Here is a 20,452-nt window from a genome sequence, read left to right on the forward strand (position 1 = left end):
GCCTAGGCTGAGGTCAACTGACACAGGGAGGCAGAGTGGCCGAGCTTTCGGATGTCTACTTCGTCGATGGTGTGCGGACCCCGTTCGGGCGCGCCGGCGAGAAGGGCATGTACGCCAACACCCGAGCCGACGACCTCGTCGTCAAGGCGATGATCGGGCTCATGGAGCGCAACGGCGGCGTCCCCGCCGACAGGATCGACGACGTCGCCATCGCGGCCACGTCGCAGACAGGAGACCAGGGCCTGACCCTCGGCCGCACCGCGGCCATCCTCGCGGGACTCCCGCAGACCGTGCCGGGCCTCGCGATCGAGCGGATGTGCGCGGGCGCGATGACGGCGGTCACCACGATGGGCGCGTCGATCGGCGTCGGCATGTACGACCTCGCCATCGCGGGCGGAGTCGAGCACATGGGCCGGCACCCCATCGGGTCGAACGCCGATCCGAATCCGCGCTTCGTCGCCGAGAAGCTCGTCGATCCCGGCGCGCTCAACATGGGCGTCACCGCCGAGCGCATCCACGACCGGTTCCCGCACCTCACGAAGGAGCGCGCCGACCGCTTCGGCATGCTGAGCCAGCAGAAGGTTCAGGCCGCCTACGACGCCGGGCGCATCCAGCCCGATCTCGTCCCGGTCGCGGTGGCGCGCCCTGACGGAGCGTGGGCGCTCGCCACCGAGGACGAGGGACGCCGCCCCGAGACGACGATGGAGGGCCTCGCCTCGCTCAAGACGCCGTTCCGGCCGCACGGGCGCGTCACCGCGGGGACGTCGTCGCCGCTCACCGACGGCGCGACCGTGAGCCTGCTCGCCGGGTCGGCCGCGGTCAAGGAGCTCGGCCTCGCGCCCAAGATGCGGATGGTCTCCTTCGCGTTCGCGGGCGTCCAGCCGGAGATCATGGGCATCGGCCCCATCCCCTCGACCGAGAAGGCCCTCGCGAAGGCGGGGCTCACGATCGACGACATCGGCCTGTTCGAGCTCAACGAGGCCTTCGCGATCCAGGTGCTCTCCTTCCTCGACCACTTCGGGATCGCCGACGACGACCCGCGGGTCAACCCCTGGGGCGGCGCCATCGCGGTCGGGCATCCCCTCGCGGCATCCGGCGTGCGCCTCATGATCCAGCTCGCTGCGCAGTTCGCCGAGCACCCCGAGGTGCGCTACGGCCTCACCGCGATGTGCGTCGGGCTCGGTCAGGGCGGCAGCGTCGTGTGGGAGAACCCGCACTACACCGGCAAGAAGAAGCGGAAGTGAGCACGATGACCGACTACTCCTCCATCGACTTCTCCGGGCTCGAGGCGCTCACTGCCGACGAGGTCGTCACGCACTCCCTCGTCAGCGACATCCGCACGCGCGGGGGTCGCACGATCGCGCTCATCACGCTCCACAACGGGCGCGACCACAAGCGGCCGAACACGATCGGCCCGCGCACGCTCGCGGAGCTCGACGGCGTGCTCGAGACGCTGCGGGCGCGCGCCGCGGCCGGCGAGATCGATGCGGTGGCGATCACGGGCAAGCCGTACATCTTCGCCGCAGGGGCCGACCTGTCGCAGATCAGCGCTCTGCGCGAGCGGAAGGACGCGCTGCTCATCGCGCAGCAGGGCCACCACGTCCTCGGCAAGCTGTCGGACCTCGGCGTGCCGTCGTTCGCGTTCGTGAACGGGCTGGCGCTCGGCGGCGGGACGGAGATCGCCCTCAACTCCACCTACCGGACCGTCGACTCGTCGGCCGCCGCGATCGCGCTGCCCGAGGTGTTCCTCGGGCTCGTCCCCGGCTGGGGCGGCGCCTATCTCCTCCCGAACCTCATCGGGATCGAGAACGCGCTCGAGGTGGTCATCTCGAACCCGCTCAAGCAGAACCGCACGCTCAAGCCGCAGCAGGCGTTCGAGCTCGGCATCTTCGACGCGATCTTCCCACCCGCGAACTACCTCGAGGACTCTCTCGCTTGGGCCGACGGCGTGCTCGCCGGGACGATCAAGGTCGAGCGCAGGAACGCTCCCGGCAAGATCGAGCGCCTGACGAAGTGGCCGGTCGCGATCAAGGTCGCGCGCGGGATGCTCGAGAGCCGCATCGGCACGGTCCCCCGCGCGCCCTACCGCGCGCTCGATCTGCTCGACAAGGCGCGCTCCGGCACCCGCGCCGAGGGATTCGCGCGCGAGGACGAGGCGCTCGCCGACCTCATCGCGGGCGATCAGTTCGCCGCGTCGATGTACGCGTTCGACCTCGTGCAGAAGCGCGCGAAGCGGCCCGTGGGCGCCCCCGACCGCTCGCTCGCCCGCAAGGTCACGAAGGTCGGCGTCATCGGCGCGGGCCTCATGGCGAGCCAGTTCGCACTCCTGTTCCTGCGTCGGCTTGAGGTGCCCGTGCTCATCACCGACGTCGATCAGGCGCGTGTCGACAAGGGTCTCGCGTACATCCACGAGGAGATCGCGAAGCTCGAGCAGAAGGGGAGGCTGGACGGCGACGCCGCGAATCGCGTCCGCGCGCTCGTGCACGGCACGATCGACAAGGCCGAGTACGCGGACTGCGACTTCGTCATCGAGGCCGTGTTCGAGGAGACGAAGGTCAAGCAGGGCGTCTTCGCCGAGATCGAGCGGATCGTCTCGCCGGAGGCGATCCTCGCGACGAACACGTCGTCGCTCTCGGTCGAGGAGATCGGCTCGGTGCTCGCGCACCCCGAGCGCCTCGTCGGCTTCCACTTCTTCAACCCGGTCGCGGTCATGCCGCTCATCGAGGTCGTCCGCACGCCGCAGGCGAGCGAGGAGGCGCTCGCGACGGCATACGCGGTCGCGAAGGACCTCCGCAAGAACGCGATCGGCTCGGCCGACGCTCCGGGCTTCATCGTCAACCGCCTGCTCGCGAAGGTCATGGGCGAGGCTGCACGCGCGATCGACGAGGGCACGCCGCTGATGACGGTCGAGCGCGCCTTCGCGCCCCTCGGCCTTCCGATGACGCCGTTCCAGCTCATCGACCTCGTCGGCTGGAAGGTCGCAGCCCACGTGCAGGACACGATGGTGTCGCACTTCCCCGACCGCTTCCACGCCTCGGCGAACCTGCACGCTCTCGCCGACCTGCCCCAGGCGGTCGAGAAGGACAGGTCCGGTCGGGTCACCGGCTGGACGAAGGACGCGCAGAAGGCGCTCTCGGTCGGCTCCTCCCCCGTCTCCGAGCAGGAGATCCTCCGTCGAGTCGAGGACGAGCTCGCCCGCGAGATCCGGATCATGCTCGACGAGGGCGTCGTCCCCGAGGTCGAGGACATCGACCTCGCGCTCATCCTGGGCGCCGGATGGCCGTTCATCGACGGCGGCGCCTCGGTCTACCTCGACCGCGTCGGCGCATCCGAGCGCGTGTTCGGCGGCACGTTCCACGATCCCGTGATCCGCGGCGTCGACGCCTGAGACGGCGATCGAGGCGACGACAGCGGGGCGCACCGACACGGTGCGCCCCGCTGTAGCGTCTCAGGAGCTGTTCGCGATGCGGCCGATCTGACCGGTCACGGTCGGCACGCCGCGGCCGTCCTTCTCCGGCCGCGCGACGGGCACGCGGGTGCCGAGCACCTGCGCGACGACGTCCTGGGCGATCTTCGCGGGCGTGAGGCCCGCATCCGCGAGCACCTGATCGCGCGAGGCGTGGTCGATGAAGGCGTCGGGAAGCCCCAGCTCGTCCACCGCGGTGTCGACGCCCGCCTCGCGCAGCACCTGGCGCACGCGCGTCCCGATGCCGCCGACGCGGATGCCGTCCTCGAGGGTGATGACCAGTCGGTGACGCGAGGCGAGCTCGACGATCGACGCGGGAACCGGGACGACCCAGCGCGGGTCGACGACGGTCGCGCCGATGCCCTGTGCCCTGAGCCGCCGTGCGACGTCGAGCGCGGTCTCGGCGAAGGTGCCGATCGCGACGATGAGGACGTCCTCCTCGTCACCGCGCGCGAGCACGTCCACGCCGTCGGCGAGACGCTCGATCGCGGGGATCTCCTCGCCGACCGCGCCCTTCGGGAAGCGGACCACGGTGGGCGCGTCATCGACCGCGACGGCCTCGCGCAGCTCCTCGCGCAGCCGCTCCCCGTCGCGGGGCGCGGCGAGGCGGATGTGCGGGACGATGTGCAGGAGCGCGAGGTCCCACATGCCGTGGTGGCTCGGCCCGTCGGGGCCGGTGACGCCTGCGCGGTCGAGGACGAACGTCACCCCGGCGCGGTGCAGGGCGACGTCCATGAGGACCTGGTCGAACGCGCGGTTCACGAAGGTCGAGTACAGGGCGACGACGGGGTGCAGGCCGCCGTAGGCGAGCCCCGCGGCTGACGCGACCGCGTGCTGCTCGGCGATGCCGACGTCGTACACGCGATCGGGGAACCGCTCGGCGAACGGAGCGAGTCCCGTGGGCCGTAGCATCGCGGCTGTGATCGCGATCACCTCGGGGCGCTCCTCGCCCACCTGCACGAGCTCGTCGGCGAACACCTCGGTCCAGCCGCGGCCAGCGGAGGCGCCGATCGGGTCGCCCGTGGCGGGGTCGATGCGCCCGACGGCATGGAACTGGTCGGCCTCGTCGTCGAGGGCGGGCTGGTACCCGCGCCCCTTCTCCGTGATCGCGTGCACGATCACGGGCGCGCCGAACGCCTTCGCGAGCTCGAGCGTCTCGATGAGCGCAGGCAGGTCGTGGCCGTCGACCGGGCCGAGGTACTTGATGTCGAGCTGCGAGTACAGCTGACTGTTGTTCGTGAGACGCGACAGGAAGCCGTGGGTCCCCCCGCGCACGCCGCGATACAGTGCGCGGCCGGCCGCGCCGAACTTGCCCGCGAGCCGACCGGACTTCTCGCCGAGGTCGCGGTACACCTCGCCCGTGCGCACGCGGTTCAGGTAGCGGGCCATGCCGCCGATGGTCGGCGCATACGACCGGCCGTTGTCGTTCACGACGATGACGAGGTTGCGCTCGTTGTCGTCGGTGATGTTGTTGAGCGCCTCCCAGGTCATGCCGCCCGTGAGCGCGCCGTCGCCGACGACGGCCACGACATGCCGATCGCTGCGGCCCGTGCGCTGGAACGCGCGGGAGATGCCGTCCGCCCAGCTCAGCGAGCTCGACGCGTGGGAGGACTCGACGACGTCGTGCTCGCTCTCCGAGCGCTGCGGGTAGCCCGCGAGGCCGCCTCGGGAGCGGAGGCCGGAGAAGTCCTGCCGACCGGTCAGGACCTTGTGCACGTAGGACTGGTGCCCCGTGTCCCAGATGATCGGGTCGCTCGGGGAGTCGAAGACGCGGTGCAGCGCGATCGTCAGCTCCACGACGCCGAGGTTCGGTCCGAGGTGGCCGCCGGTGCGCGCGACGTTCTCGATGAGGAACGCGCGCACCTCCTCCGCGAGCGTCGCGAGCTCATCGTGCGAGAGCGCGTCGAGGTCGCGGGGCCCCCGGATGCGGTCGAGCAGAGTCATGCTCCGAGCCTACGCCGGGCACCTGGGAGACGGCGCGCGACGGGCCCGGCGACGACGACGGCCCCGGGATCGCTCCCGGGGCCGTCGATGCGCGCGACGCGATGCGTCAGACGAGGCTGCGCAGCACGTACTGCAGGATGCCGCCGTTGCGGTAGTAGTCGGCCTCACCGGGGGTGTCGATGCGGACGACCGCGTCGAACTCCACGGTCTCCTTGCCGGGAGCGGAGTGCTCGCTCGGCGCGGCGGTGACCTTCACGGTCTTCGGCGTGACGCCCTCGTTGAGCTGCTCGAGGCCCTCGATCGAGACGATCTCGGTGCCGTCGAGGCCGAGCGACTCCCAGCTCTCGCCGGCGGGGAACTGCAGCGGGACGACACCCATGCCGATGAGGTTCGAGCGGTGGATGCGCTCGAAGCTCTCCGTGATCACGGCCTTCACGCCGAGCAGGCGCGTGCCCTTGGCCGCCCAGTCGCGCGACGACCCGGAGCCGTACTCCTTGCCACCGAAGATGACCAGCGGCGTGCCCTGGGCCTGGTAGTTCTGGCTCGCGTCGTAGATGAACGACTGCGGACCCTCGGGCTGCGTGAAGTCGCGCGTGTAGCCGCCCTCGATCTGCTGGCCGTCGTTGACCGCCTTCACGAGCGCGTTCTTCAGGCGGATGTTCGCGAACGTGCCCCGGATCATCACCTCGTGGTTGCCACGGCGCGAGCCGTACGAGTTGAAGTCGCGCTGCGCGACGCCGTGCTCGGTCAGGTACTGCGCGGCCGGCGTGCCGGCCTTGATGTTGCCCGCGGGGCTGATGTGGTCGGTCGTCACGGAGTCGCCGAGCGTCGCGAGCACGCGAGCGCCGGTGATGTCCTCGACCGGCGTGAGCTCCATCGTCATGCCGTCGAAGTACGGGGCCTTGCGCACGTACGTCGAGCTCTCGTCCCACTCGAAGACCGGGCCGGTCGGGGTGGGCAGGTTCTTCCAGCGCTCGTCGCCGTCGAACACGGTGGCGTACTGCTTGATGAACTGCTCGCGGGAGATCGACGAGTCGATGATCTCCTGCACCTCGTCGGGCGAGGGCCACACGTCCTTGAGGAAGACGTCGTCGCCGTTCTCGTCCTTGCCGAGCGGGTCGGTCTCGAAGTCGAAGTTCATCGAGCCGGCCAGAGCGTAGGCCACCACGAGCGGCGGGCTCGCGAGGTAGTTCATCTTCACGTCGGGGCTGATGCGACCCTCGAAGTTGCGGTTGCCCGAGAGGACGGCCGTGACGGCCAGGTCGTTCTCGTTGATCGCCTCGGAGACCTCCTCGATGAGCGGTCCCGAGTTGCCGATGCAGATCGTGCAACCGTAGCCGACGGTGTAGAAGCCGAGGCCCTCGAGGTCCTTGTCGAGGCCCGACTTCTCGTAGTAGTCCGTCACGACCTTCGAGCCGGGGCCCAGCGTCGTCTTCACCCACGGCTTGCGGGTGAGGCCCTTCTCGCGCGCCTTGCGGGCGAGGAGGCCTGCGGCGATCATGACCGACGGGTTCGAGGTGTTGGTGCACGACGTGATGGCGGCCAGGGTGACCGCGCCGTTGTCGAGGAGGTACGACTCGCCCTCGGGCGTGGTCACCTTCACCGGCTGCGACGCCGCGTGCCGCTCGCCGCTCGCGAGTAGGCCTGCCGCCGCGTGCTCGGCGTGCGCCGCGTGCTGCTCCTCGTGCTGGTGCGACACGCCGTTGGCGGGCACGTGCTCGTGCTCCACGCCGGGGGTGCTGCCGGGGTCGGACGCCGGGAAGGTGCCCTCGACCTCGACCGTGTCCTCGGGGAGCGAGGCGTAGTTGAGGATGTCCTTCTGGAACTGCGGCTTGGCCTCCGACAGCAGGATGCGGTCCTGCGGGCGCTTCGGACCCGCGATCGAGGGCACGACGGTGCCGAGGTCGAGCTCCATGTACTCGCTGAAGACGAGCTCGCGCGACGGGTCGTGCCAGAGGTGCTGCTCCTTGGCGTACGCCTCGACCAGGGCGACCGTCTGCTCGTCGCGCCCGGTGAGGCGCAGGTAGTCGAGCGTGACGTCGTCGATCGGGAACATGGCCGCCGTCGAGCCGAACTCGGGGCTCATGTTGCCGATGGTGGCGCGGTTGGCCAGCGGCACCGAGGCGACGCCCTCGCCGTAGAACTCGACGAACTTGCCCACCACGCCGTGCTTGCGCAGCATGTCGGTGATCGTGAGCACGACGTCGGTCGCGGTCACGCCGGCGGGGATGTCGCCCGTGAGCTTGAAGCCCACGACGCGCGGGATGAGCATCGACACCGGCTGGCCGAGCATGGCGGCCTCGGCCTCGATGCCGCCGACGCCCCAGCCCAGCACGCCGAGGCCGTTGACCATGGTCGTGTGCGAGTCGGTGCCGACGCAGGTGTCGGGGTACGCGCGCAGCACGCCGTCGACGGTGCGGTCGTAGACGACCTTCGCCAGGTGCTCGATGTTCACCTGGTGGACGATGCCGGTACCGGGGGGAACGACCTTGAAGTCCTGGAACGCGGTCTGGCCCCAGCGGAGGAACTGGTAGCGCTCGCCGTTGCGCTCGTACTCGATCTCGACGTTGCGCTCGAGGGCGTTCTCGGTGCCGAAGAGGTCGGCGATGACCGAGTGGTCGATGACCATCTCGGCGGGCGAGAGCGGGTTGATCCTGTCGGGGTCGCCACCGAGGGCCGTGACGGCCTCGCGCATGGTCGCGAGGTCGACGATGCAGGGCACGCCCGTGAAGTCCTGCATCACGACGCGAGCCGGCGTGAACTGGATCTCCGTGTTCGGCTCGGCATTCGGGTCCCACGAGCCCAGGGCGCTGATCTGCTCCTTGGTGATGTTCGCGCCGTCCTCGGTGCGAAGCAGGTTCTCGAGGAGGACCTTGAGGCTGAAGGGGAGCTTCTCGAAGCCGGCGACCGCGTCGAGGCGGAAGATCTCGTAGTCGGTGCTGCCGACCGTCAGGGTGCTCTTCGCACCGAAGCTGTTCACCGTGGACACGGGCTGTCTCCTCCTGGTCGACCGCGCACTTACGCCCCCATCATGCTCGCCGCTGAGCGCGTCGGCTAGGAAGGCGGACCTTACCGGCCGCGGCCGGGCGACAGGTTCCCCGAAGTGCGCAATTTATCTCGATGTCAAGATAAATCTACCACGCGCCCGCGGTCGGTCCCCGTCGCGCCGCGCTCAACCTTCGCGTCGGCCGTACAGCGCGCGCACGGCGAGCCAGGTGACGGCGACCATGGGCGCGAACAGCGGCAGCCCCATGACGATCTTGAGGGTGCCGAGGGCCGTGACGTCGCCCGCGAAGTAGAGCGGCAGCTGCACGGCGAGCCGCGCGAAGAAGAGCGCGGCCCATGCGATGCCCAGCCAGAAGAACACCCGCCGCTTGCGCCGGTCGGCGCGCCACGCCGTCCCCTCGCCCATCAGGAAGCCGGCCGCGAGGCCGATGAGCGACCAGCCGACGAGCGCCGAGACGAGCAGCGCCGTGCCGTAGAGGCCGTTCGTCAGGAACCCCGGGACGAAGTTGTCCTCGCCGCGCCCCGTCCACAGCGCGAGCGCCGCCGCCGCGGCGGCCGCGACGAGGCCTCCGATCGCGGCGGAAGGGGGCGACTTCTGGACGAGACGCACGACCGTGAACACCGCCGCGACGCCGACCGAGACCCCGAGCGCGAGAGCGAGGGCGTCGGGCCGCAGCGTGAAGAGGACGACGAAGGCGAGGCTCGGCAGCACCGACTCGAGCACGCCGCGCCAGCCGCCCATCGCCTTCCAGACGACGTGGCCGGTGCTCCGCTCCTCAGCGGGGTCCAGCCCCATGCGGCGCGCGGCATCGCCGAGTGCCGCTCCGAGTGCGTCGGACGCGCGCGGCGGCTCGAGGGGCGTCTCGTCCCCCCGGTCGTCCTGTCCGGTCACGCCGCGCCCGGCGTCTGCGGCATCTTGAGCGGGATGAGGTCGCGCGGCGGCATGGGAGCGCCGCCGCGCACGACGACGATCGAGCGGAAGAGGTCCTCGATCCGCTCCGCCGCCTCGGGGTCGCTCGTCGCGCGCCCGCCCACGACGCCGCGCAGGAACCAGCGCGGGCCGTCCACTCCGATGAAGCGGGCGAGGCGCTTCTCCGCGCTGCCGCCGCCCGCGACGACCGGCACCTCGGCGAGGAGCTCGGGGCCGAGGGGTCCCTCGCGCTCCTCGACTCGCCCGCCCTGCTGACGCACCTGGTCGCGGATCTGGTCTCGCGTCTCATCCCACAGTCCGCTAGACCGCGGCGCCGCGAACGGCTGGACCTGGAGCGTGGACTCGGCGTAGTCGAGCCCGACCGCGACGATGCGCTTGGACTGCTCCTCGACCTCGAGCCGGAGGTTGAGGCCCTCGCGCGGCAGGATCTTGATGCCGCCGAGATCGATGTACGGGCGGACCGGGTTGGCCTCGCTCTCGTCGAACGGCCCCTCCTCGGCGCGGTTGCGGGTCGTCGCGGGCGCGGCCTCGCCCTCGGGGACGGCGATCTCGTCGTTCTGCGGCGCGCTCTCGTCGCTCATGCCACTCCTCGTGTCTCGTAGCCGGTCGAGCCGAATCCGCCGACCCCGCGCACGGAGTCGGGCAGCTCGTCGACCGGGATGAATCGGGCGCGCGGGACGGGCATCAGGATGAGCTGAGCGATGCGGTCCCCCGCGGTGATCTGGTACGCCTCTCGGGCGTCGGTGTTCAGGAGGGCGACCTTGATCTCGCCCCGGTAGCCCGCATCGATCGTGCCCGGCGCGTTCACGATCGTGATGCCGTGCTTGGCCGCGAGCCCGCTGCGCGGGACGACGAACGCGGCGTAGCCCTCGGGCAGCGCGATGCGCACGCCGGTGCCGACGAGCGCACGCTCTCCCGGCTCGAGGAGCACCGACTCGCTCGCGACGAGGTCCGCCCCGGCGTCGCCGGGGTGCGCGTACGCGGGAGCCTCTGATGCGACAATGGGGACGTCAACGATATCGGTCACGCAACGAGGGTAATGCAGAACACAGTGTCGTCCCCGAACAGCGCGTCGGCCGCAGGCGCCGCCGCCGTCTACCGCGAGCGGCTCTCCCCGTCGCTCTGGCTGCTCGCGTCGGCCGCGATCGCCGCGCCCATGGTGTCGCTCGTCTTCGTGCGCCTCGATCCGTCGATCGCCCTCGCGCTGGGGGCGATCGTGGCCGTCGGCGTCATCGCCCTGCTCATCGCATCGTCGCCCGTCGTGGAGGTGCGCGACGGCATGCTGCGCGCAGGGCGGGCGCGCATCGAGGTAGAGCTCCTCGGCGAGCCGGCGGCGCTCACGGGCGACGAGGCGAAGGCGGCGCGGGGAGCCGGGCTCGACCCGCGCGGGTGGTATCTCGTGCGAGGCGGGATCGACCCGATCGTCGTGGTCCCGGTCATCGACCCGGACGATCCCGTCTCGTCGTGGACGATCTCCACGCGCACCCCCGACCGCCTCGCGGCGGCCGTGGTGCGCGCGCAGATCACGCAGCGCAGTCGCGGCAGATAGGCCCGTCGGCGCCGTCGTGGTCGAGCTGCGAGCGGTGCTTCACGAGGAAGCAGCTCATGCAGGTGAACTCATCCTCCTGCGGCGGGAGCACGACGACATCGAGCTCGACATTGGACAGGTCGGCGCCCGGCAGGTCGAAGCTCGACGGGTTGTCCGCGTCCTCCGAGTCGATGGATCCCGCGTTATCGGGGCGGCGCGCCTTGAGCGCCTCGATCGACTCGTTGTTGTCGTCTTCGCTCTTGCGTGGGGCGTCGTAGTCGGTTGCCATCGGAGGGCGTCACTTCTTTCGTCATCGGGTGTTGCACATCCCCGCCATCGGGCGGGGCGGCGATAGTTTGCACGACGCCCGCGGCTTTCGCAAATGCTCAGCGCGTCGCCGTCGGGCGTCCGTCCGTGCTCGCGATGAAACTCGCGGCGCGCCCGCGGTATTCCCGCCTGCGAGCCACCGCGCGTGAAACCATGTTGGGACACCGATTGTCATCGTGTGAGGAGCAAGAGCATGGATCAGCTCACGATCGTGGGGACCGAGGACGGCAAGCTCGTCCTGGCGAACGAGTCGGGGCAGCGCTTCACGCTCCCCGTGGACGACCTGCTGCGTTCCGAGCTGCGCCGGATCGACCGCGCGGCGCATCGCGAGGAGTCCCACGCGCCGACCGCGAGCCCTCGCGACATCCAGCAGCACATCCGCGCGGGACTCACGGCCGAGCAGGTCGCGGATCTCCTCGGCGCGCGCGTCGAGGACGTCCGCCGCTTCGAGGGCCCCGTGCTCGCCGAGCGCGAGCACATCGTGGGCCGTGCCCTCGCCGTTCCCGTGCTCATGGGGGTCGACCTCGCCGGCGACCAGAATCCGACCTTCGGCGAGGCCATCCGCTCGAAGCTCGCGGACCTCGACGCCTCGGGCGAGCGCTGGACGAGCTGGAAGGACGAGACCGGCTGGATCGTCAAGCTCGAGTTCTCGGCCGCGGAGGTCGACCACGACGCCCGGTGGAGCTTCGACCCGCGGCGCAGCGCCCTCGCTCCCCTCAACGGCGACGCCACGCAGCTGTCGCGTCAGGGCCCGCTGCCGAAGGGGCTCATCCCCCGCCTGCGCGCGCTCGAGGTCGTCGAGACGGCCGACGAGGATCGCTTCGACTCCGGCGCCTTCGGGCCTCGCAGGCTCCCCGAGCAGGACACGGCGACCGACGGCATGACCCGGTCGATCCCGTCGGTGCGCGAGGCCGCGACGAAGCGCGCGCCCAGCGCGGAGGGGCCGAGCTCCGAGACCGCCGACCTCCTGGAGGCGCTGCGCCGCCGCCGGGGCCAGCGCGAGAGCGCTCCCGTCCTCGAGATGGAGGAGACGCCGCCGGCCGAGGCCGATGGCGAGGATCACGGGCCCGCTCCGGTCGCGCTCTTCGATGCGCTCGAGCCGGGCTACCGCTCGGAGTCGGAGCCGGAGCAGCCCGCACCGCAGCCCGAGCCGGAGACCCCGCGTCGTCGAGGGCGCGCGTCCATGCCCTCGTGGGACGAGATCGTCTTCGGAGCCCGCGCGGACGACTGAGCCTCAGCGCGCGTAGGAGCCGAGGCGGATCAGCGGCACGGTCATCTCCTCGGGGGTCGTCGACCCGTGCTGGCCCACCATGTCCTGCGGACGCTTGTCGTCCAGGCGGTCGTCGTAGAACGCCCACGTCCCGCGCGCCGCGACGAGCACGTCGCCGATGCGCGCCTCGACATCAGGATGGACGTCGCCGAAGAGACCGGCGGCGATCGCCTCCGCGCGCGTGGCGATGTCGGCGGTCCCCTCGTCCGCGCGGCGCCAGACGTCCGCGACCTCGTCGGCCCGCGCGTCGTCCTCGAGGTAGAGATGGAGCAGGCGCGGCTCGCCGCCGACGAGCGCCACCCCGTCGAGTCGCGGGTCTCCGTCGCGGAGGAGGATGTGCCGGTGCCGGGGCACGTCGATCATCCCGTGGTCGGCGGTCACGACGACGCCGACGCCCGCGGGGACGGGCGCGGCGAACGCGGCATCGATGTCTTCCAGCGCGGCGACCCACGCGTCCGAGGCGACGCCGTGCCGGTGGCCGGCCTTGTCGACCTCGGGCAGGTAGCAGTAGACGACCGAGCCGGGGTGAGCGCTCGCGAGCCCGTACGCGGTCGCGAGGCGCGCCCGGACGCCGTCCTCCGCGATGTAGCGCGCGCCGCGCAGGACGGCAGCGGTGAAGCCGCTGCCCGCGAACTCCGCGAGCCCGACCGCGAACGCCGCGCGGCCGTCGGCGTGCGCGCGCTCGAAGACGGTCGTCGCGCGCTGCCACGTGACGGGGTCGAGGCCGTCGCGCTCGTAGCCGTTCAGCTGGTTGGCGAGCACCCCCTGCGCGGGGTCGAGGACGCGGTAGCCGACGAGTCCGTGCTCTCCCGGCCAGGCGCCGGTGAGCGTGCTCGTGAGCGCCGCGGCCGTCGTCGACGGGAACACGCTGCGCGCGACATCCTTCTTGGCCATGGCGCCCGCGAGACGTCGCGCATGCCCGGCATGGGCTCGCAGCTGGATCGATCCGAGGCCGTCGACGACGACGATGACCGCGGAGGTCGCGGCGGGCAGCCACTCCCCTCCTCCGTCGAGCGATCGGAGGGACTCCTGCGCGACCTCGGTGAGGCTCCGGGCGTTCAGGGGGCCCGCCGGTACGATGAGGGACATCCGGGCCAGTCTCCCACAGCGGAGCTGCGCGCCGTCGCCCTCCGCCCGCGGGCGCGCGCCGCACGGCCCGGGATCCGTCCCACCCGAGGAGAGGGCTGAATGGCGCGCAAGCAGGCATCCGACGCCACGCCGGTCGAGGAGCGCATCGAGGACATCGACCTCGAGTCGGAGATGCAGGGGTCGTACCTCGAGTACGCCTACTCCGTCATCTACTCGCGCGCCCTGCCGGATGCGCGCGACGGCCTCAAGCCCGTGCAGCGCCGCATCCTCTACCAGATGGCCGAGATGGGGCTGCGCCCCGACCGCGGCCATGTGAAGAGCGCGCGCGTCGTCGGCGAGGTGATGGGAAAGCTCCACCCGCACGGCGACACCGCCATCTACGACGCCCTCGTGCGCCTCGCGCAGGACTTCGCGCTGCGCGTGCCGCTCGTCGACGGGCACGGCAACTTCGGCTCGCTCGACGACGGCCCCGCGGCGGCCCGGTACACCGAGGCGCGCCTCGCGGCCGCCGCCATGGCGATGACCGAGAACCTCGACGAGGATGTCGTCGACTTCATCCCCAACTACGACGGGCAGTTCCAGCAGCCCGACGTCCTGCCGGCCGCCTACCCGAACCTCCTCGTGAACGGCACGACGGGGATCGCCGTCGGCATGGCGACGAACATGGCGCCGCACAACCTCACCGAGGTCGTCGCGGCCGCCAACTTCCTCCTCGAGAATCCCGACGCGACCCTCGACCAGCTCATGGAGTTCGTCCCGGGGCCGGACTTCCCCTCGGGCGGCATCGTCGTCGGCCTCGACGGGATCCGAGACGCGTACGAGACGGGCCGCGGCGCGATCAAGGTGCGGGGGAAGGTGTCGATCGAGCAGATCGGCCCGCGCCGCACGGGCATCGTCGTCACGGAGCTGCCCTACATGGTCGGGCCCGAGCGCGTGATCGAGAAGCTCAAGGACGCCGTCCAGTCCAAGAAGCTCCAGGGCATCAGCGATGTCACCGACCTCACCGACCGCAACAACGGTCTGCGCATCGTCATCGGGGTGAAGACGGGCTTCGACCCGCAGGCCGTGCTCGAGCGGCTCTACCGCCTCACGCCGCTCGAGGACTCCTTCAACTTCAACAACGTCGCCCTCGTCGGCGGGCGGCCGCACACGCTCGGCCTCGTCGAGCTCCTGCGGGTCTACGTCGAGCACCGCCTGCAGGTGGTCACGCGCCGCAGCCGCTTCCGCCTCGCGCGGCGTCAGGAGCGCCTGCACCTCGTGCGCGGCCTGCTCGTGGCCATCCTCGACATCGACGAGGTCATCCAGGTCATCCGCACGTCTGACGACTCCGAGCAGGCCCGCACGCGCCTGTGCCAGGTGTTCGATCTCGACGACGTGCAGGCCGAGTACATCCTCGAGCTGCGCCTGCGCCGCCTCACGAAGTTCTCGCGCATCGAGCTCGAGAAGGAGCGCGACGAGCTGCTCGCCGAGATCGCGCACCTCGAGGAGCTCCTCGGCTCCGATGCGCTGCTGCGCAGGCAGGTGGCGACGGAGCTGGACGCGGTCGTCGACAAGTACGGCACGCCGCGGCGCACGCTCCTCATGAACGCGAAGCCCGCCGCGGCGCGCACGCGGCAGACCTCGGATGTCGACCTCCAGATCGCGGATGGCCCCACGCTCGTGGCGCTGTCGACGACGGGGCGCGCGGTGCGCGTCGAGATCCCGGAGGGCCAGCAGCTCGCGGCGCCGTCGAGGCGGAGCAAGCACGATGCGATCCTCTCGACGGTCCAGACCACCGTCCGCGGCGAGGCCGGCGCGCTCACGAACCGCGGGCGCATCGTGCGGTTCCACCCCGTCGACCTGCCGTCGGTGCCGCCGAACGCGGTGCAGCTGGGCGTGGGCGTCAAGCTGCACGACTACATCGGGCTCGCCGACCGCAGCGAGCGGATCCTCGCGCTCGTGAAGCTCGACGACGACGCTCCGGTCGCCATCGGCACCGCGCAGGGCGTCGTGAAGCGGATCGTCCCGTCCGCGCTCCCGGCGAAGCCCGAGCTCGAGGTCATCGCGCTCAAGCCCGGCGACGAGGTCGTGGGCGCGGCGTCGGCACCCGACGACGCCGAGCTCGTCTTCATCACGACCGACGCGCAGCTGCTGCGCTTCGCCGCCTCCTCGGTGCGCCCCCAGGGGGCCGCGGCAGGCGGCATGGCCGGGATCAAGCTCAGCGCGAAGGGCGCCGTGCTCTTCTTCGGCGCGGCGACCGGCGACGACACGGTCGTCGTCACGGTGTCGGGCGCCGAGGGGATGCTCGCGGGCGCCGACACGGGGCGGGCGAAGATCTCGGACTTCTCGGAGTTCCCCGGCAAGGGCCGCGCGACGGGCGGCGTCCGCGCGCACGCCTTCCTCCGGGGCGAGGACCGGCTGACGCTCGCGTGGGTCGGCCCCGACCCCGCCCTCGCGGTGGACGCGAACGGGTCGGTGCGGAAGCTCCCGCAGACCCTCTCGAAGCGCGACGCGTCGGGGCAGCCGCTCGATTCCGTCGTCGCCTCGATCGGCCGGACGCTCGTCTAGGACGGGCGCTCGACCGAGCGCCCGTCCTAGACGTCGATCGACTCGCGGTCCAGGCGGTCGGCGGAGTCGATGATGAACTCGCGGCGCGGGGCGACCTCGTTGCCCATGAGCATCTCGAACACGCGGCCCGCGGCCTCGGCGTCCTCCATGCGCACGCGGCGCAGGAGGCGGCCGTCGCGCTGCATCGTCGTCTCCGCGAGCTGGTCCGCGTCCATCTCGCCGAGTCCCTTGTAGCGCTGGATGGGCTCCTGCCAGCGCTTGCCCTGCTTCTGCAGTCGCGCGAGGAGGCGCGTGAGCTCGGCGTCGCTGTAGGTGTAGATCGTCTCATTGGGCTTCGAGCCGGGGTTCATGACGATCACGCGGTGCAGCGGCGGAACGGCCGCGTACACCCTGCCGTGCTCGATGAGGGGCCGGAGGTACCGGTAGAAGAGGGTCAGCAGCAGGGTGCGGATGTGCGCGCCGTCGACGTCGGCGTCGCTCATCATGATGACCTTGCCGTAGCGCGCGGCGTCGATGTCGAACGTCCGCCCGGAGCCCGCGCCTACGACCTGGATGATCGAGGCGCACTCGGCGTTCGAGAGCATGTCGCCGATCGAGGCCTTCTGCGTGTTGAGGATCTTCCCGCGGATGGGCAGAAGGGCCTGGAACTCGCTGTCGCGAGCGCGGCGGGCCGTGCCGAGCGCCGAATCGCCCTCGACGATGAACAGCTCGGAGTTCGACACGTCGCTCGAGCGGCAGTCGATGAGCTTGGCCGGGAGCGACGAGCTCTCGAGCGCGTTCTTGCGGCGCTGCGTCTCCTTGTGGGCGCGCGCCGACACACGTGCCTTCATCTCGGCGACGACCTTGTCGAGGAGCATCGACGTCTGGTTCTTGTCGTCGCGGCGCGTCGAGGTGAAGCGCTCCTTGAGGCCCTCGCGGACGACCTTCGCGACGATCGCGCGGACGGCGGGCGTCCCGAGCACCTCCTTCGTCTGGCCCTCGAACTGCGGCTCCGGCACCGACACCGTGAGGACCGCCGTGAGACCGGCCAGCACGTCGTCCTTCTCGATGCGGTCGTTCTGGCCGACCTTGAGACGCCGTGCGTTCTTCTCGACCTCCGCGCGCAGCTGCTTGAGCAGCTCCTGCTCGAAGCCCTGCTGGTGCGTGCCGCCCTTGGGTGTGGAGATGATGTTGACGAACGAGCGGATGATCGTGTCGTACCCCGTGCCCCAGCGCAGCGCGATGTCGACGCTGCACTCGCGCTGGACATCCGTGGATCGCATCGATCCGTCGGGCTGCAGCATCGGCACCGTCTCGGTGTACGTGCCGGAGCCTTGGAAGCGCCAGTCGTCGGTCACGGGCGCGTCGGTCGCGAGGAAGTGCACGAACTCGGAGATGCCGCCGTCGAAGCGGTACGACGTCTCCGTCGGCTCGTCTCCGCGCTCGTCGCGGATCACGATCTCGAGCCCCGGCACGAGGAACGCCGTCTGCCGCGCGCGCGTGACGAGCTCGTCGACCTGGAACGCCGCATCCTTCGTGAAGATCTGCCGGTCGGCCCAGTACCGCACACGCGTGCCGGTGACGCCCTTGGCGACCTTGCCGACGACGCGCAGCTCGCTGCGCTCCTCGAAGGGCGTGAACGGTGCCTCGGGCGTCGGCTCGCCGGTGTCCGCGAAGCGCCCGGGCTCGCCGCGGTGGAACGACATCGCCCAGGTCCTGCCGTCGCGGTCGACCTCGACGTCGAGGCGCTCGGACAGGGCGTTCACGACCGACGCGCCGACGCCGTGGAGTCCGCCGGAGGCGGCGTACGAGCCGCCGCCGAACTTCCCGCCCGCGTGGAGCTTCGTGTAGACGACCTCGACGCCGGACAGGCCCGTGCGGGGCTCGACGTCGACCGGCACGCCGCGGCCGCGGTCCTGGACCTCGACGCTGCCGTCGCCGTGCAGGATGACGTCGATGCGCGTGCCGTTGCCGGCGACCGCCTCGTCCACGGCGTTGTCGATGATCTCCCACAGGCAGTGCATGAGGCCGGGCGATCCGTTCGACCCGATGTACATGCCGGGGCGCTTGCGGACGGCCTCGAGGCCTTCCAGCACCTGGAGATGATGAGCGGAGTACTCGGAGGTCACGATCTTCGATCATACTTTCGACGTGCCCGGAAGAGCCTGCGACACTCCCCCGATGCGCGCTCCCACGAGGACATCCGGCGCGCTCGCGTCCAGCCCGTACGCGCAGAGCGAAACATGCGGCCATGCGGGCATGATTCCGAGGTCCCCGTGGTTTCATACAGTGAATCGGAAGAGTCGAGACCGAGATCGACAGGTTCGAACAGGGAGGCAGACCATGACCGCGACATCCACACCCGAAGCCCCTGTCTCGTACCGTCTCACCGCGGCCGACCGCTGCGACAGCTGCGGGGCGCAGGCGTACATCGCCGCCGAGGTCAACGGCAGCCAGCTGCTCTACTGCGCCCACCACGGTCGCAAGTACGAGGAGAAGCTGCGCGCCGTGGCGACCTCGTGGCTCGACGAGACGGCCCGTCTCGCCGAGACGGACTGACACCAGGCTTCCGAGGCGCCCGTCCCCGTGAGGGGGCGGGCGCTTCGCCGTTCCCGCGCCTCAGACGTACACGCGCGGGGTGAGGGGCGACACGCGCAGGAGGGGCTCCTCGCCGACCGTGCCGATCGCCTCGGCGATGGTCGTCGACGTGCTCTCGCCGCGATCGCCCGCGCCGAACAGCACGACCTCGTCGCCGACGGCCGCGCCGTCCCATCCGTCGATCGTCGACGTCGTCTCGCGCACCGCGCGCAGCCGGCGCGCGCCCGCGGGCGTGCCCACCGACATCCGACCGGCGAGCGTGGAGAACAGGCCGTCGAGCGAGCCGACGCCCACCTCGACCGTGTCGCCGTGCACCGCGGTCACCTCGCTCACGAGGGAGGCGGATGGCGCGGTGCCGGGGATCTCCGGCCCCTCGGCCGAGCGGATGCCGTAGCAGAAGGCGCCGACCCGGACGAGGTCGCACCGGAACTCCGCGCGATGCCACGCGGCCGCGCTGGCCGCGAGGTGGCGCACCTCGGGCCGCAGGCCGGCCGCTCGCGCCGCCGCGACCGCCTCGTCGAAGAGAGCGCGCGCGGCGTCGTCCTCCTCGTCGCTCGCCTCGGCGATGTGGCTCCAGATCCCGGCGACCCGCACCTCGTTCTCCGCCTCGAGCGCGGCCGCGCGGGCCGCGAACGCCGGCCACGCCTCGACGCGCACGCCGTTGCGGTGGAGGCCCGTGTCGATCTTGAGGTGGACGACCGCGGTCTCGCCGCGGGCGGCGGCCACGCGGCCGACGCGCTCGAGATAGCCCGCGTCGCCCACGCCGAGCTCGACGCCCGCCTCGAGGGCCTCCGCGATCTCGTCCTCGTCGACGGTCAGCCACGAGAACACCCGCGCGCGGTCGCCGGTCACGGCCTTGGCGCGCACGCCGGTCGCGATGTCGAATGCGCCGAGCCAGCGCACGCCCTCCGCGGCGGCCGCGTCCGCGATGGCCTCCACGCCGTGGGCGTAGGCGTCGTCCTTGACGACCACCATGAGGTCGGCCGGCGCGACGCGGGCCCTGACGGCGCGCACGTTCTCCCGGAACCTGCCCAGATCGATCCGCAGGGCGCTCACGCGACGACCTCCCTCTCCACGCCGAGGCCGACCCGCGCCACCAGCTCGGCGGCCGTCAGACCCGTCACCGTCGTCCACTCCGCGATCTCGTCGCGCACAGCGCCCGATCCGAAGAAGACGACCTCGTCGCCCGGCTGCGCGCCATCCGCCCCGCCGACGTCCACGACGCACACGTCCATCGCGACGCGCCCGACGATCGCGCAGCGGCGTCCGCGGATGTCGACGTGTGCGCGGCTGCCGAGCGCGCGCACGACGCCCTGCGCGTACCCGCCGGGGACGAGCGCGATCTGCGTGTCGGCGGGCGCGCGGTGGACGAAGCCGTACGACACGCCCTCGCCCGCGAGGAGCGGCTTCGTCGACAGGACGCGCGAAGCGAGCGACAGGACCGGCTGTCCGCCGGAGCCGGGAAGGCCCAGGACGCGGGCCATGGGCAGCGTCGGCTCTTCGGCGGTCACGACGAGGCCGAGATCCTCGACGATCGCGACATCCGGCGCGTCCGCGCGCACCGCGCGGACACCCGCCGCGTGCAGGGCGCGCGCCACGGTGACGAGGCCGTGGCCCCACGCATCGCGCCGGACGTCGCCGATCGCGTCGGGCGGCGTGTCACGCAGGTTCGCGGCCAGGGCCGCTGCCGACACGCGCGCGCGGGGCGCGGACGTCCGAAGGCGCTGCGAAGTCACCCGATCTAGACTAGCCAGGCCCATCGCAAGC

Annotated in this window: 16 protein-coding genes; 6 read left to right on the forward strand and 10 right to left on the reverse strand. The window is 71.4% G+C overall.

Annotated features, from left to right (window positions below; translation table 11 throughout):
* Positions 1 to 35: 35 nt before the first annotated feature.
* On the forward strand, positions 36 to 1,244 hold the full coding sequence (locus tag M1D56_RS09370; protein ID WP_271172073.1) for a thiolase family protein: 1,209 nt from the start codon (positions 36 to 38) through the stop codon (positions 1,242 to 1,244).
* Between the two features lie 5 nt (positions 1,245 to 1,249).
* On the forward strand, positions 1,250 to 3,388 hold the full coding sequence (locus M1D56_RS09375) for a 3-hydroxyacyl-CoA dehydrogenase NAD-binding domain-containing protein (RefSeq protein WP_456285227.1): 2,139 nt from the start codon (positions 1,250 to 1,252) through the stop codon (positions 3,386 to 3,388).
* Positions 3,389 to 3,448: 60 nt separating this feature from the next.
* Here the strand turns inward: M1D56_RS09375 and dxs are convergent, their stop codons facing one another.
* From dxs to dut, 5 genes are all read right to left on the reverse strand, one after another.
* On the reverse strand, positions 3,449 to 5,410 hold the full coding sequence (gene dxs, locus M1D56_RS09380) for a 1-deoxy-D-xylulose-5-phosphate synthase (RefSeq protein ID WP_456283362.1): 1,962 nt from the start codon (positions 5,408 to 5,410) through the stop codon (positions 3,449 to 3,451).
* 106 nt (positions 5,411 to 5,516) lie between these two features.
* Positions 5,517 to 8,399 (reverse strand): aconitate hydratase, encoded by a 2,883-nt coding sequence (locus tag M1D56_RS09385; RefSeq protein WP_456283363.1) that lies wholly within the window; start codon positions 8,397 to 8,399, stop codon positions 5,517 to 5,519.
* A gap of 183 nt (positions 8,400 to 8,582) precedes the next feature.
* On the reverse strand, positions 8,583 to 9,308 hold the full coding sequence (locus M1D56_RS09390) for a DUF3159 domain-containing protein (RefSeq protein WP_456283364.1): 726 nt from the start codon (positions 9,306 to 9,308) through the stop codon (positions 8,583 to 8,585).
* Positions 9,305 to 9,928: a DUF3710 domain-containing protein gene (locus M1D56_RS09395; RefSeq protein WP_271172077.1), complete on the reverse strand. Its 624-nt coding sequence runs from the start codon at positions 9,926 to 9,928 to the stop codon at positions 9,305 to 9,307. Before M1D56_RS09395 ends, M1D56_RS09390 begins: the two co-directional genes overlap by 4 nt.
* Entirely contained in the window at positions 9,925 to 10,374 is a 450-nt protein-coding gene (gene dut, locus M1D56_RS09400; RefSeq protein ID WP_282977938.1) for a dUTP diphosphatase, read from the reverse strand. Before dut ends, M1D56_RS09395 begins: the two co-directional genes overlap by 4 nt.
* A gap of 12 nt (positions 10,375 to 10,386) precedes the next feature.
* Here dut and M1D56_RS09405 point away from each other — a divergent pair, with 12 nt between their 5' ends.
* Positions 10,387 to 10,896, forward strand: a complete 510-nt coding sequence (locus M1D56_RS09405) for a DUF3093 domain-containing protein (protein WP_456283366.1) — start codon at positions 10,387 to 10,389, stop codon at positions 10,894 to 10,896.
* On the opposite strand, the gene M1D56_RS09410 is transcribed toward M1D56_RS09405, so the two are convergent.
* Positions 10,871 to 11,164 carry a DUF4193 domain-containing protein gene (locus M1D56_RS09410; protein WP_271172080.1) on the reverse strand — a complete coding sequence of 98 codons (294 nt, stop codon included), beginning with the start codon at positions 11,162 to 11,164 and terminating at the stop codon, positions 10,871 to 10,873. The two genes, M1D56_RS09405 and M1D56_RS09410, sit on opposite strands and share 26 nt — an antisense overlap.
* 231 nt (positions 11,165 to 11,395) lie before the next feature.
* Here M1D56_RS09410 and sepH point away from each other — a divergent pair, with 231 nt between their 5' ends.
* A complete protein-coding gene (gene sepH, locus M1D56_RS09415; RefSeq protein WP_456283368.1) occupies positions 11,396 to 12,433 on the forward strand; it encodes a septation protein SepH in 1,038 nt (345 codons plus the stop codon).
* Positions 12,434 to 12,436: 3 nt separating this feature from the next.
* On the opposite strand, the gene M1D56_RS09420 is transcribed toward sepH, so the two are convergent.
* Entirely contained in the window at positions 12,437 to 13,561 is a 1,125-nt protein-coding gene (locus M1D56_RS09420; RefSeq protein WP_456283370.1) for an alkaline phosphatase family protein, read from the reverse strand.
* Positions 13,562 to 13,660: 99 nt separating this feature from the next.
* On the opposite strand from M1D56_RS09420, the gene M1D56_RS09425 reads away from it, so the two are divergent.
* Positions 13,661 to 16,108, forward strand: coding sequence for a DNA gyrase/topoisomerase IV subunit A (locus M1D56_RS09425; RefSeq protein ID WP_456283371.1), 2,448 nt, complete (start codon positions 13,661 to 13,663; stop codon positions 16,106 to 16,108).
* Between the two features lie 26 nt (positions 16,109 to 16,134).
* On the opposite strand, the gene M1D56_RS09430 is transcribed toward M1D56_RS09425, so the two are convergent.
* Positions 16,135 to 18,216, reverse strand: a complete 2,082-nt coding sequence (locus M1D56_RS09430; protein WP_282977945.1) for a DNA gyrase/topoisomerase IV subunit B — start codon at positions 18,214 to 18,216, stop codon at positions 16,135 to 16,137.
* Positions 18,217 to 18,430: 214 nt separating this feature from the next.
* On the opposite strand from M1D56_RS09430, the gene M1D56_RS09435 reads away from it, so the two are divergent.
* Entirely contained in the window at positions 18,431 to 18,646 is a 216-nt protein-coding gene (locus M1D56_RS09435) for a DUF7455 domain-containing protein (protein ID WP_271172085.1), read from the forward strand.
* A gap of 60 nt (positions 18,647 to 18,706) precedes the next feature.
* On the opposite strand, the gene M1D56_RS09440 is transcribed toward M1D56_RS09435, so the two are convergent.
* Complete coding sequence (locus M1D56_RS09440; protein WP_456283372.1) at positions 18,707 to 19,741, reverse strand: alanine racemase; 1,035 nt, start codon at positions 19,739 to 19,741, stop codon at positions 18,707 to 18,709.
* Complete coding sequence (locus M1D56_RS09445) at positions 19,738 to 20,421, reverse strand: alanine racemase (protein WP_456283373.1); 684 nt, start codon at positions 20,419 to 20,421, stop codon at positions 19,738 to 19,740. Before M1D56_RS09445 ends, M1D56_RS09440 begins: the two co-directional genes overlap by 4 nt.
* Positions 20,422 to 20,452 lie beyond the last annotated feature (31 nt).

This window comes from Microbacterium sp. JZ101, from assembly GCF_053903175.1.